This window comes from Hyphomonas sp. (assembly GCF_037969335.1).
Classification (GTDB): domain Bacteria; phylum Pseudomonadota; class Alphaproteobacteria; order Caulobacterales; family Hyphomonadaceae; genus Hyphomonas.
On record NZ_JBBKXE010000095.1, the window covers coordinates 18,018 to 30,974 of the forward strand.

The window sequence follows — 12,957 nt, forward strand, 5'->3', positions numbered from 1 at the left end:
TCAGTGCGTAGAGACTTCTTTGGATGTCGCAGCGCTAATGCGTGCGTCACTCGGACTGGCTTGCGTGGGAATTGATTGCGCAGACGATGTCATCGATCCGGGTTTCGGCGACTTGTTCCAGCCAAAGAACGAGCGCTTGGCCTCCATCGAATAATACTTGCTGTAGGCCTTGTAAGTCGAACCTGGATCCTTGTGATGACGGCGGCGCGACAGGTCGACCATATTAAGCGTGATACCCAGCAGGTCAGCATTGAACGTCTTCAGTAGATGCAGCGATTGACGCACGGCAGAGCGCAGTGAACGGCGCCAGCGAATGACGAGGATCGTCTTGTCCACCTTGCCAGCCACGACACGGGCCTCCGCCATCAATAGCAATGGTCCGGTATCAATGAGGATGAGATCATACATCGAACGAAGGCGCGCAAGCAGGTCGTCGAATGCCCGGGTCCCGAACACGTCATGTGGCACATGACCGGATTTCGAAAGGGGAAGGATATCCAACATGCTGCGGTGATCTTTGCAGATCGCATCCGAAAGCTGGCCAGCGCCGAACAGGTGTTCGATGAAACCAATCTCTGGCGACAGGCCGGCCGCGTCGGTCAGCTGGCGGCGACGGAAGTCACCATCGATAACCAGTGTGCGCGAGCCCGACATCGCAGACATGCGGCCAAGGCTCAAGGTCAAGCTCGTCTTGCCTTCGTCCGGCAAGGACGATGTGACCGCGACAGTTTTCGTCTCACTGTCAATATCCGAGAATGCTATCGCAGCGCGCAGGTAGCGAATACTTTCCGAAAAAGCAGAAAGTGGATTGTCCACCAGGAAGTCGGCCGGATTGACTTGTGAAAATGGCAGAAGGCTCGTGCTACGGATCAACGGCACCGATCCGATTGAATTCACGCCAAGCTTGCGTTCAATATCCTCAGCCGAACTGATTTTCATATCGAAAATCTCGGCGAGCAAAGCCAGTCCCCCGCCAATCAGGCCACCAAGCAGCCCGCCAATGATCAGGTTGAGCATCTTGCGCGGGGAACTTGGACGTCCAGGAACCGAAGCTGTAGACAAGATATTCGCATCGGCCTGGACGAGGTCATCCTGTTCGCGCGTTTCCTTCGACCGGCTGATAAATTCCTCGTAGAGCACGCGGCTCGTCTCGGCGTCGCGCTCCAGTTCGCGCAGGCGAACAAGGTTGATATTGTTGCCGCGCAACTGCGCCGTCGATTGGCCGATGTTTGAGTTGATACTATCAATTTGCGCTTGGGCGACCTTGAGCTCGCTATCGAGATTGGTGGCGATCCGGTTCACTTCCGCCGTGATTTGACGCTCAATATCAGCGGCTTCATTGCGGGCGCCGATTAGTTCGGGGTGGGCAGGACCGAGCGTGGTCTCGAGTTCTGCTACGCGGCGAAGAATTTGGGCACGCTGAGACTTGAGGCTCGAGATCACTGGCGAATCCAGAACTTCGGCGATAGCATCTATGCCTGCGCCACTGTCGATCTGGCGCTTCATGCTTTGATACCGCGCCCGGACACGGCTCAGCTGCGATTCAAGCACGCTCTTCTGATTGGTGTTATAGGCGATTTGCTGTTCGGTGAGCGTCGCGCCCTGGGCTGACAAAAGTCCGGTTTCGGCTCGGAATTCCTCAACACGCTGCTCCTTCGCCTCCACTTCATCGCGCAGGCCAGCGACGCGTTCGGACAGCCAGGCGGTCGCACGGCGTGTTGCTTCCAGTTTGGAATCGAGTTGCTGGACGCGGTACTGGTCAGCAACGGCGTCGGCAATCCGAGCCGCCGTCTCAGGCGAGACGCTCGTCACGTCAACATTGATCAGGTAGGTCGTACCGATACGGCTGATATGGACCTTGTACGTCAGAGTCTGAACAACAGATTCGAGGATCGCCGCCTCACGCTCCTCAGCGCTGAGATTTGCGTAAGGAACTTCCTTCGTCACTTTCTGTCCGGTCCAGGACCGGATCTGCGCCTTCAATTGTGCGACAAGGCCAGGCTTTTTCTCGACCAGAGTCCAATTGAATTCAGGATCCTCGGCCAATTTCAGCTTTTTCGCGACTTTTGTGAGAAGCGACTTCGACCCCATCACGCGAACTTCGGTGTCGATTGTCGCCGTGCTTGCGGCCATACCGCCGAGCACGCTACCGAGGTCGATGACGTTTTCCTTGTTTGTATCCAGCTGAAGGATCGAGTTCGCCTTGTAGATTGGCGTCTGCGTAAACGTCATGTACGCGACCAGAAAGAAGGTCACGAGAAATCCGGTCACAATGATCCAGAATCGGCGATAGACAGTGCCAACCAGCGCCTTGAAATCAATAGGCATGTCGTCACGACCGTCACCGCCAAGCGATGGAGCCTGAGAAGGGATTTCAAGACTGTAAGTCTTTGTCAAAGCACTACACCAATTCGTAATTGTCGCTGCCCGAAACTCGGGCGGGGAAGATATCAGGGATAGAGTTTCAGGCCGACGCCCACGAGATTGACGTCATATGACGGATCGCCGAATACGCCGGCTCCGCTCGAATCGCGGTTTATGTGACGCGCGAAGGTTTCGAGATGAACGCGCTTGTTCATCTTGTAGGCTGCGGTCAGGGACAGATCGTTCACATCATCGGTCCGGTCGATTTCCTGATAGTCGTAGCTGACAATATTGGCGGCTGCCGACAGGATGATGTTACGACGAAGCTCGTGATCGATACTTGCTCCGAACGAAGTTTGGAGCGCGCTTGGCGAGTCGAATACGCCGATATCGACAACTCGGCGACCGGCTCTGAAGCCCACGGTCGTCAATCGTGTCGGGAACCATTCCATGCGACCATCTACTGACAGGCCGTCGACGTCCTTGAAGAAATCGTCTTCCTTGTCTTCGCTGAAATAACCTACCGCGATATCACCGCGCACCAGTGAGGTGAGTTCGAAATCCACACCGCCAGAGACGGTATAGCCGCTCGAGTCGCGCGATCTGACGCCACCCGTCAGAACTTGTGTCTGGTCGTATGACAGTTCGCGAACCGTACCTTGCCCGAAAACAGCGAAGTTCGGCGACACGGCATATGACAGTCTCGAGCGGGCATAAGTCACGCTATTATCGCGATAGTCCTGGTCGATCGGTGTTCCGGTGCCCGTCTGGCGTCCGTCTTCGTAATCTTCCTCGGACACTTCGACCAGATTGGTCCAACGAAACCGGTCGCTGTGGTAATCGGCATCAAAGGCCGCGCCCACGCGGGTGTGCTCAACCGGGCGGTCCAGACCAACCGAGTTGGCGAGATCCGTGCGCGGTTCGGCGAGGTCCTCGGCAAAAACGGCAGCGCCAAGCGACACATTCCGGTTCACGTCGAGACGTCCGCGCATGCGGGCACGCAAGTCGTTTGTCGATTCATCACCGATATCGAGATATTCGTTCCGGTAAGCAGACACCTGAAGGCCGACTTCGTGCACATTCCAATTGGTGCGCGCGGCCACTTCGATACCAATTCGGGCGATCGTATCGGAAATCTTGTTGCTGTTCGTGGCCTGGACGTTGTCGATATATGTCGCAGACGCGCTGGCGAAAGAATCGACCAGAAATGCGCCGAGGCGAATCGGCTCGGGATCGAAGTCTTCCTGGTGGCGGTCGCGAACGGACTCGTACTTGTCACGACTGTAATAGTCTTGGCCCTGCGCCACAGCGTTGCCGGCCACTATTCCTCCAGCAGCCACGCTTAGAAGGCAAACACGCTTGAAATTCGACATTTATGCAATCCCCTTGGGTAATTCTTGTTACGTGCCGGTCCTGATCAACTGGTTGTGTGTTGCAAACTTGGGACCAAGTTTATTGGTATTCTGTAGTTGCCATGAACAATCGGATTCCCGGAACGAAACAACGGGCAGAGCAATTGTGCGTGGTGTGATTCTGTGCGCTCTCTATGCGCTAAGCGAATGAAAATGTGCTGAATTGGATAGAACAAATTGCGCATAATGGCTTGGACGGCAAACGCAGCAACGCTGTTCGGCATCAATTTGGCGTGCCTTTGTCTGACGACAGGTGCATTTAGACCAAGCAGTATATTTCGCAACACCTGTCTCAAAGACATCCCCCACCCATATTCTATGCGTTGCGTATGGTCCAAACGTTCCAATAAAGGCCCTGCCCTGGCGATTGGCACGTTCCTGCGCCAAGGCCTCGAGGCGAAAGATCTGACCCCCATTCAATGTTGCTCGTATCCGAAGCCAATACGCTTCCAAAGCCCGTCAAAGCTACACCTTTGATGGTTAACTGTCACCCTGCGACTATCCCAAAAGCCGGACATTGACGACGTGGGTTCCTGGTGTTGCCCGCGCTCCACACCGCTGCTTTGAAACGTATGTTTTCCTGCCTCGTTTCAACGCTGGTCGCCGATCCACGAATGCGCCACATTGGCATGCGACTGGCATCAACGCTGCCCAATGTCCTGATTCGAGCCTGTCCCCATGAAAACACCCAGTCACTTCCCGTTGGAAAACTCCGCAGGTGATAAACGGCGCACGCAATGACGGAAGTCGATACGATCGTGATAGGCGCCGGAGCGGTCGGGCTCGCCTGCGCCGCTGAACTCGCTCGCCGGGGTCACGAAACCTATGTTCTGGAAGCCGGACGCGATATCGGCACGGGCACATCCTCGCGAAATAGCGAAGTGATCCATGCCGGCCTTTACTATCCGACCAACAGCCTGCGCCACCGGATGTGCGTGACCGGACGCCGACGGCTCTATGACTACCTCAGCGCCCACGACGTTCCGCACAAGCGCACCGGAAAACTGATCGTCGCAACCAGCCAAAACCAGATCGCCAGACTGGAAACATTGCTCGCCCAGGGCCACAGCAACGGTGTCGAAGGCCTGCGTATGCTCAGTGCCGCCGAGGCAAATGCTCTCGAACCGAGCCTGCGCTGTGTGGCGGCGCTTCTGTCGGAAGAAACAGGTCTGATCGACAGCCACGGTTTCATGACCGCCCTCCACCATGAACTTGAGGATCATGGTGGTGCAGTCCTGCTGGACGCAGCGGTCCTCGGCACAAGCATTCTTCCCGACGGCCGTTTCAGGATAAAGGTAGGCGGACGTGAGCCTTACGACGTCACCGCCCGCCACGTCGTCAATAGCGCCGGACTTTTCGCGCACCGTCTCGCCCGTGGAATGGAGAGATATGACGGCAATCTCCTGCCCACATTCACGCTGGCCAAGGGCAATTACTTCAACTGCCAAACGCCGCCTGCCTTTTCGCGACTGATTTATCCGGTCCCCGTCATTGGCGGATTGGGCGTGCATGTGACGCTCGATCTTGCCGGACAGATGCGCTTCGGTCCCGATGTCGAATGGCTCGGGCATGACGACCCGGACAAGGTCGACTACCGTGTGGACGCGGCGCGGTCTGACGCTTTCTACGAAGCTGTCCGAACGTACTGGCCCACCCTGCCGGACGGTGCAATCCTCCCGGCCTATTCGGGATGCCGCCCGAAGCTCTCCGGTCCTGACGAACCAACTGCCGACTTCCGAATCGACGGGCCCGCCCTGCACGGCCATGCTGGTCTCGTGCATCTCTTCGGAATTGAATCGCCTGGCCTCACCAGCTCGCTGGCGATCGCGGACGACGTCGCCGATCAGATCGACGCCTGACTCAGGACCACTTTGCGAGTCGGCAACTTGCCCGACGGCTAAGCTACCTGCAATTGCTTGAAAAAGCTGATCAGCTCCCGGTTGGATAGGCGTTCCGGCGTTTCAGCAAGCCCGCGAATCGAGAGGCGCTTTCGCGAGTCAGCATCAGACATGAGTTCGACCAGCCGGTCGGCATAGGCCTCTGGTCCCTCAGCAATGACGACGAGATCGTCGAGCACGTCCAGGAACCCTTCCAGGGCAACCGGATAGACGACGCACGGCATTCCCAGCATCAAATATTCAGCCACCTTGATGCTGACACCGCTGGCGATCCGCGTCGGGGCAAGACCAATCGCCGGACTTCCTGAAATACTTTCGAGACTCTGGACCCGGCCGAGCAGCTCGACGCCCCGGGTCTCGGCCTGCGCCGGAGTCAGGTCGGCGCAGATAGACCCGGCCACTTTCAAAACGGCATCCGGACGCTGCTTCAGAACCAGCGGCCAGATATCGTCCACAAGGTGCTTCAGGGCGTCGATATTGCCGGCATGCCGGGTGCCGAGAAATACGGCGTGGGCCGGCACATCCGTTTCCTGTACCGCGTGGACCGGAGGTTCAGGCCGCAACCAGATCGACTGCGCTTCAGGCAGAAGCGGGCTCAAGACGTGGAGTTCATTGTTCGAAGCATAGAAATTCACGGTCGATGCGCGGCACCGCTGCGCTTCTTCGGCTCGGGTGACCTCGGTAAAGTCCGGCGCCAGACCGTTTGCCCGAAACTGCTCTGCTCGCACTGAGAACAGGTCGTGCAACAGAACAGAGCGATGAGGAACGTCGGCCAGGTGATCAAGCAGTGGCCCAAGCGAAGAGTATTCGGCCACCGCAATATCGGGCGCGCCGCGGTTCACAAGGACAGCAACGTCCTTAGCTTCCCGGGTCTTGAGAGGGTCCCCAAGATAGGAATGGATCTTGATGTCAGCGCCCAGTTTACCGGCAATTGCCTTCGCTGCCCGGACGACAAACCGTCCCCAGACCTGCGGGGACAAAGACCAGTACCGCCCACCGATCCGAATACTTGCGGGCACGACCAGTTCGTCTGAAAGCTCCAGGAATTCAGGATGAACGGACATCCAGGGGCGGTTTCCAAAAGACCGCATGGGCGCAAACACGATGCGCACCCGCGTCCCTGCAGCTTTTACAGCACGCAGGAATATGGCGAGATAAGCTGAATTACCCGTCGTCATCACGTCCAGCTGGCGCTGAACGATCATGTCCATCCGCGGGGGGCTCGTCTCTGCCATCTATCACTCCTCACAACGCCCATTAAGGGAATTTCCTGCGCGTGCCCTGCAAGCCGGACGCCAGAATCGGAAGCGGCGGCTGGTTTCCCAGCCGCCGCCATAATGTCTCTCAGGCTGGGCCTGTCCTATTCAGCAGCAACCGGCAGGTCGACAGCCGACAGTTCAGTGTAGCGCTTCAGGTGGTGATCGACATTGCCGAATTCGGCGTCGATCATGGTCAGGCGCTTGAAATAGTGGCCGACGGCCATTTCGTCCGTCATGCCCATGCCACCATGAATCTGGATGGCTTGCTGGCCGACGAAACGCCCAGCCTGACCGATCCGCACCTTGGCCGCCGAAGCGGCCTTCTTGCGGGTCACTTCATCCTCGTCCACTTTCAGCGTCGCCATATAGGTCATTGAAACCGATTGCTCGTGCTCCATGAACATATCGACCATCCGGTGCTGCAGCACCTGGAACTTACCGATGGCCGTGCCGAACTGCTTGCGGTTGCGTGAGTATTCGACAGTCATCTCGTGGGCGACCTTCATCGCGCCACAGGCTTCGGCGCACAGGGCGGCAATCGCCTCGTCTGTCACCAGCTCCACCAGCGGCAGGCCATTGTCGACTTCGCCGACCACGGCATCTGCGCTGACAGACACGTTCTCGAAATACACTTCCGAAGCGCGACGCCCGTCAACTGTTGGGTAGTCGCGTGTCGAGACGCCCTTGGCATCCTTGGCGACCACGAACACGGTCACGCCCTTGGCGTCACGGCGTCCGCCCGACGTGCGGGCGGTCACGATGAAATGCGTCGCCCAAGGCGCGCCGACCACGACAGCTTTGTGCCCGTTGATCGAGAATCCCGAGCCGTCTTTCTTGGCAGTGGTTTCGAGATCGGCAAGATTGTAACGGCCGCGCGGTTCGGCATAGGCGAAGGCGAATATCTGCTCGCCCGACATGATGCCGGCCAGGTGTTCGGCCTTCTGCGCGTCACTGCCGCGCTTCAGGAATCCGCCGCCGCAGACGACGCTTGGCAGGTAGGGCTCGACAACGAGGCCTTTGCCGAACTCTTCCATCACGACCATCGCATCGATCGGACCGCCGCCGAGGCCGCCGTCTTCTTCACTGAATGGCGCCATGAGCAGGCCGAGTTCAGCGAACTGGGCCCACATAGCCGGGCTCCAGCCCTCTTTCGACGCCACGACCTTACGGCGCGTGTCGAAATCATACTGCTCGCGGATCAGCCTTGAGAGGCTGTCGCGGATCATGCCTTGTTCTTCGGTAAAATTGAAATCCATGAAATATCTCCCTGTCCCTGTGCCTTAAAGGCCGAGGATCATTTTGCTGATGATGTTGCGCTGGATCTCATTCGATCCCCCATAAATCGACGTCTTGCGCATATTGAAATACGTTTCTGCCGTGAAGTTGGAGTGGTCCGGGCCCACGCCACGTTCGTTGGAACCGTCGGGTTCCATGCCAGCCGTATAAGGGGCCGCATAGTTGCCGACAGCCTCAAGCGTGAGTTCCGTCAGGCGCTGTTGAATCTCCGTACCCTTGATCTTGAGGATGGAGCTCTCAGGTCCGGGCCCCTTGCCCGCAGATTCCGCAGCCAAAGTACGCAGTTCGGTGAATTCCAGCGCCGTCAGGTCGATTTCCAACTGACTGATCTTGCGGGCAAAATCGCCGGACTGGATCAGCGGCTTGCCGTCGACCAGTTCTTCGCTTGCAATGGCACGGAGCTTTTCCACGCCGCGCTTCGAGCGGGCGACGCCCGCAATGCCCGAACGTTCGTGAGCGAGGAGGAACTTGGCACAGGTCCAGCCTTCGTTTTCCTTGCCGACGAGATTACCAACCGGCACGCGTACGTCCGTCAGCCATGTTTCGTTCACTTCATGGCCGCCATCGATCAGTTTGATCGGGCGCACTTCGACACCCGGCGTCTTCATGTTCACGAGGATGAAGCTGATACCTTCCTGAGGCTTCTTGGCCGTCGGGTCGGTGCGGCAGAGGAAGAATCCCCAGTCGGCAAATTGCGCGAGCGTCGTCCAGGTCTTCTGGCCATTGATCACCCACTCGTCACCGTCGCGAACAGCTGTCGTCTTGACGCTTGCAAGGTCCGATCCTGCGCCGGGCTCGGAATAGCCCTGGCACCACCACACGTCGCCTGACTTGATCCCGGGCAGGTATTCCTTCTTCTGCTCCTCGGTGCCGAATGTGTAGATAACCGGAGCGACCATCGCGGCGCCGAACGGCAGCGGCATGATCGCGTCGACGCGCGCATTTTCCTCTGACCAGATATAGCGCTGGGTCGATGTCCAGCCCGTGCCACCATACTTCTCGGGCCACGCGGGCACGGACCAGCCTTTTTTGCCCAAAATCTTGTGCCAGGCGAGGAATTCATCTCGCGTCAGGTCTTCGCGCGTTCCAACGCCAGCGAGTTCCTTCGGGTAATTTTCGGTAATGAAGGTACGAACTTCATCGCGAAAGGCGACTTCCTCAGGGGAAAAATCAAGGTTCATGAGCGTGGAACTCCTCCGGGCAGATTATTTTAGGGCTGACTTGCACTCTCTATGTCAGTCAAACAGGTCTCGTGGCAAGGTTACGCGCACGTAAACGTAAACTTTGCCGCAGGTTTTCCATGCGTTTCCGCAGGGTTCACATGCGGATTCAGGACGTCGCAGGCTCGGCGATGAACGGCGCGCAGGCGGTTTTCAGCACGCCAATCGCTGTCGCCGAACCGAGACCGCCCCCCGTCTGGAACTCAAGCTGCATCAGCGGCTTCAACCCGAGACGCTCGAGGGCCGCCTCATGCGCAGGACGTTGCGTGCAGTGGGATGCGATGCAGTGGCTGATCGCGGCAGGATCAATCGCATGAACGATGCCCGCAGCAATGGTCGTTGCAAACCCATCGAGCACCACCGGAACGCCTTCGTGCCGCGCCGCGATTATCGCTCCGACGCACGCCGCCAGCTCGCGACCGCCAAGGCACCGCAGCGCTTCAAGCGGATCGGACAGATGACCGCGATGCAGCGTCAGCGCCCGGCTGACCAGCTCGACTCGCCGCTTGGACAGCGCCGGGGGCGTCAAATTGCTCGGACGCACCCAGTAATCCGGCGAACCGCCATAAAGCGCGCAAGCCACGGCGGCAGCGGCCGTCCCTACCCCGGCCCCTGACACAGCCAGCGCCAGCAGGTCTGGCTTGTCTTCAATCGCCTCGAATCCGAAAGCGATCGTCGCCGCGCATTCCCGTTCACTCATGGCGGCCGTCACGGCGATGCTGGGTGTTGGATTGTCGAGCGCGAGTTCGAAGACGCGAATATTGGCACCGGCCTGTGTGGCAATCGCCGACAAGGGCGCCCGTCCTTCCCTCAAAGCGTCGACATGCGCACGCGTGTCCGTATTCGTGGAAAGTGAGACGCCTTCGTCCACTAGACCGTGCGATCCAGCAAAGATCGCGAGGACCGGCTTCTCGATCCGCGGTGGATACCTGTGCTGCCAATTGGCCAGCCATTCCGCCGCTTCGCCGAGGCGTCCGAAATCGCCTTCCCGCCCCATCGTGAGCAAAGCCGCCCTGACCCGCGCGCCTGGGGCCGTGTCGAGCGCAATTGGCTTGTGAACAAGCGCTCGAACATCGTCGAGAGGGGCGGTATTATTGGCAGGCTCAGTCACGTCAGTCAGTCTCCCGGTTCCCCGAAACTGGGAACAATGCGCTTTTATCAGAGAAATCGGTCAACGCACGACAAGGATTTGTTACCTTGCGCCGTGTCACACTTGCCCATCCTGCTCCATGGATTACGCTGTATATTGATGACTGGCCAACCGATAAAGACCCCTTGCATAAAAGTCTGCGCAATAGACGCCACTACAGGTTGGTGTCTGGGGTGCGGACGCACTTTGCCGGAAATCGGCCGATGGGTCGCGATGGGGGGCGATGCACGCAACGACGTCACCCAATCCCTGCCGGAGCGGATTTCAGAACTCAAGGCCATGGGAAAGAGATAGGTTTGGGCGGGGCGTTGGGAAAAGCTGTTTCAATGTTCGCTGCTGCCGCGATGATCGCGACGGCCGTCGTTTTCTTTGTCGTGCCCAAACTTCATGATCGAGAGACATCAGATGACGTGCCGACCGTGGCATCAGCCGTCGTCGCGACACAACAGGCAAGCTTCGCCAATGCCGCCATCATCGACCGGGAACCGGACGGCCATTACTGGACCCGTGCAGATGTCGATGGAACCGCTGTGAAATTCATGGTCGATACCGGCGCCAGCACCGTGGCGATCACCTTTCGGGATGCGCAGCGGATTGGCCTCAAACCTGAAGACCTCGAGTACAAATGGGAAATTCGCACCGCCGGCGGCGTCGTGCATGGCGCGGCCGTCACGCTGGAAAAGATCCGGATTGGCCAGGTGGAAGTGGAAAATGTCGAGGGCATGGTCCTGCGCGAAGGTTTGGAACAATCCCTGCTCGGCATGACATTCCTTGGCGAACTCTACTCATATGAGTTCCGCAAGAGCCAGCTTGTCATACGCCAGTAACAGGCGCGCCATCCTGTCCCCGGCCGATGCCAATCTCCCAGGCAAACCGTGACTCGTCACCCGCCCAGCGCGCATAGGCAACGCGCCCCTGAAGGCCAGCTGCGTTCATAAGATCCCTGTACCAGGTCTCTTCACCTGCATTCAGGCGCTGCGGATGCACGCCCCACAACAGGCAGGCCTGCCGCAGGCGCTGGTCATCAAGTGAACCATACAGAATCGGCGCCGCGCCGCGAACGCGCGAGAAGCGCGCCAGCCGGTCAAACGCACCGGTTCGCAGGGCTAACGCCGTCGCCCCCTCAGACGCCGCCATCGCTTGCGCTGTTTCGGCGACGACATCGATTGCGTTCGTGCTTGCGCTGTCGCCATCGAATTCTGCGATCGACCGGCGATAGTCTTCTGAATTCTCGGTCGCGCGAATGATCCGGGACATGATCGCGACAGCCGTGGCGGGGTGACGCCCGACGGCTGTCTCGGCAGATAGCATGACCGCATCAGCACCCTGGTAAATCGCTGTCGCCACGTCGCTCGCTTCGGCCCGGGTCGGCGCGGAATTCTCGATCATCGATTCCAGCATCTGCGTTGCCACGATCACAGGCCGCCCCGCGGCGCGCGCTGCCCGCACAATCCGCCGCTGGATAACCGGCACATCCTCCGGTGCAAACTCCACCCCGAGGTCGCCGCGCGCCACCATCACGGCATCGGCTGCTTCAACAATCGCCAACAGATTCGTGATCGCAGCCGGCTTTTCCAGTTTCGCGACCAGCGGCGCCCGGCCGGCAATAATCGCCTTGGCTTCGAGCACGTCTTCGACTGTCTGGACGAAGGACAACGCAACGATATCGACACCGATCTCCAGTGCGAAGGCGAGGTCCTTGCGATCCTTGTCCGTCAACGCCTGAACCGGCAGGGCCTTTCCGCGAACCGTGAAGCCTTTCTTGTCACCCAGCTTGCCCGGGACTTCCGCGCGCACGCGCGGCTGGTCCCCCGCTTGGGTTACAGTCAGGATCAGCTTCCCGTCATCGACAAGGATCATGTCTCCGACCTCAAGCATGGCAACAATTTCCGCATGCGGAACCGGGATCACATCGTCCCGATCGGTTTCGTCGGCCGCGACCAACTCATACTCGGCGCGGAAGCCCAGCTTCATCGTTCCGCCGGGAAACCGGCCGACACGCACCTTGGGGCCTTGCAGGTCTGCCAGCGTGGCCAGGGGCTGGCCCAACGCCGCTTCGGCCGCACGTACGGCTTCGAGCGCCTCTCGGTGCGCCTCATGCTCGCCATGACTGAAGTTCAGGCGGAAGACATCCACTCCAGCTTCGGCCAGTGCGCGGATTTCCTTGCGCGAGCGGCTGCCCGGTCCCAGCGTCGCAACAATCTTGGCATTCTCGCCGCGAAGTCTGTTCTGGCTCATCCTGATTCTCCAATGACGCTGGGTGTGCAACTCGTCATATGCGACTCGTGGCCAGGTCGCCAGCGCTTCCGATAGCGCAAACATCAACGCTGTAGCGTAAAACTTTGACGAAGATGCATC

General features: G+C 58.9%; 10 protein-coding genes. 3 read left to right on the top strand and 7 right to left on the bottom strand.

The genetic code is table 11. From position 1 onward, the window contains the following. Positions 1 to 2,328, bottom strand: coding sequence for a GNVR domain-containing protein (locus AADA04_RS07520; RefSeq protein WP_340692639.1), 2,328 nt, complete (start codon positions 2,326 to 2,328; stop codon positions 1 to 3). Positions 2,329 to 2,450: 122 nt separating this feature from the next. Then, positions 2,451 to 3,686: an outer membrane beta-barrel protein gene (locus tag AADA04_RS07525; protein WP_340692640.1), complete on the bottom strand. Its 1,236-nt coding sequence runs from the start codon at positions 3,684 to 3,686 to the stop codon at positions 2,451 to 2,453. 827 nt (positions 3,687 to 4,513) lie between these two features. On the opposite strand from AADA04_RS07525, the gene AADA04_RS07530 reads away from it, so the two are divergent. Further along, a complete protein-coding gene (locus tag AADA04_RS07530) occupies positions 4,514 to 5,635 on the top strand; it encodes an NAD(P)/FAD-dependent oxidoreductase (RefSeq protein ID WP_340692641.1) in 1,122 nt (373 codons plus the stop codon). Between the two features lie 38 nt (positions 5,636 to 5,673). On the opposite strand, the gene AADA04_RS07535 is transcribed toward AADA04_RS07530, so the two are convergent. The 4 genes from AADA04_RS07535 to AADA04_RS07550 all read right to left on the bottom strand — a co-directional run bounded on the left by AADA04_RS07535 (position 5,674) and on the right by AADA04_RS07550 (position 10,560). Then, complete coding sequence (locus tag AADA04_RS07535; protein WP_340692642.1) at positions 5,674 to 6,909, bottom strand: glycosyltransferase family 4 protein; 1,236 nt, start codon at positions 6,907 to 6,909, stop codon at positions 5,674 to 5,676. A gap of 125 nt (positions 6,910 to 7,034) precedes the next feature. Further along, positions 7,035 to 8,189, bottom strand: coding sequence for an acyl-CoA dehydrogenase family protein (locus AADA04_RS07540; protein WP_340692643.1), 1,155 nt, complete (start codon positions 8,187 to 8,189; stop codon positions 7,035 to 7,037). Positions 8,190 to 8,213: 24 nt separating this feature from the next. After that, positions 8,214 to 9,410, bottom strand: a complete 1,197-nt coding sequence (locus AADA04_RS07545) for an acyl-CoA dehydrogenase family protein (protein WP_340692644.1) — start codon at positions 9,408 to 9,410, stop codon at positions 8,214 to 8,216. Positions 9,411 to 9,558: 148 nt separating this feature from the next. Beyond that, positions 9,559 to 10,560, bottom strand: a complete 1,002-nt coding sequence (locus AADA04_RS07550; RefSeq protein ID WP_340692645.1) for a nicotinate-nucleotide--dimethylbenzimidazole phosphoribosyltransferase — start codon at positions 10,558 to 10,560, stop codon at positions 9,559 to 9,561. Between the two features lie 138 nt (positions 10,561 to 10,698). Between AADA04_RS07550 and AADA04_RS07555 the strand changes: the two genes are divergently transcribed. Both AADA04_RS07555 and AADA04_RS07560 read left to right on the top strand, forming a co-directional pair. Beyond that, on the top strand, positions 10,699 to 10,893 hold the full coding sequence (locus AADA04_RS07555) for a DUF1289 domain-containing protein (RefSeq protein ID WP_340692646.1): 195 nt from the start codon (positions 10,699 to 10,701) through the stop codon (positions 10,891 to 10,893). A gap of 32 nt (positions 10,894 to 10,925) precedes the next feature. Then, positions 10,926 to 11,426, top strand: coding sequence for a TIGR02281 family clan AA aspartic protease (locus AADA04_RS07560; protein ID WP_340692647.1), 501 nt, complete (start codon positions 10,926 to 10,928; stop codon positions 11,424 to 11,426). Here AADA04_RS07560 and pyk read toward each other — a convergent pair. After that, positions 11,413 to 12,837 carry a pyruvate kinase gene (gene pyk, locus AADA04_RS07565; RefSeq protein WP_340692648.1) on the bottom strand — a complete coding sequence of 475 codons (1,425 nt, stop codon included), beginning with the start codon at positions 12,835 to 12,837 and terminating at the stop codon, positions 11,413 to 11,415. The two genes, AADA04_RS07560 and pyk, sit on opposite strands and share 14 nt — an antisense overlap. Between the last annotated feature and the right edge of the window lie 120 nt (positions 12,838 to 12,957).

Bases quoted from the DNA above. Each gene is read 5' to 3' on its own strand.
- AADA04_RS07530 (WP_340692641.1), top strand. From the start codon at position 4,514: ATGACGGAAGTCGATACGATCGTGATAGGCGCCGGAGCGGTCGGGCTC.
- AADA04_RS07520 (WP_340692639.1), bottom strand. From the start codon at position 2,328: ATGCCTATTGATTTCAAGGCGCTGGTTGGCACTGTCTATCGCCGATTC.
- AADA04_RS07535 (WP_340692642.1), bottom strand. From the start codon at position 6,909: ATGGCAGAGACGAGCCCCCCGCGGATGGACATGATCGTTCAGCGCCAG.
- AADA04_RS07540 (WP_340692643.1), bottom strand. From the start codon at position 8,189: ATGGATTTCAATTTTACCGAAGAACAAGGCATGATCCGCGACAGCCTC.
- AADA04_RS07555 (WP_340692646.1), top strand. From the start codon at position 10,699: ATGACTGGCCAACCGATAAAGACCCCTTGCATAAAAGTCTGCGCAATA.
- pyk (WP_340692648.1), bottom strand. From the start codon at position 12,837: ATGAGCCAGAACAGACTTCGCGGCGAGAATGCCAAGATTGTTGCGACG.
- AADA04_RS07560 (WP_340692647.1), top strand. From the start codon at position 10,926: ATGTTCGCTGCTGCCGCGATGATCGCGACGGCCGTCGTTTTCTTTGTC.
- AADA04_RS07545 (WP_340692644.1), bottom strand. From the start codon at position 9,410: ATGAACCTTGATTTTTCCCCTGAGGAAGTCGCCTTTCGCGATGAAGTT.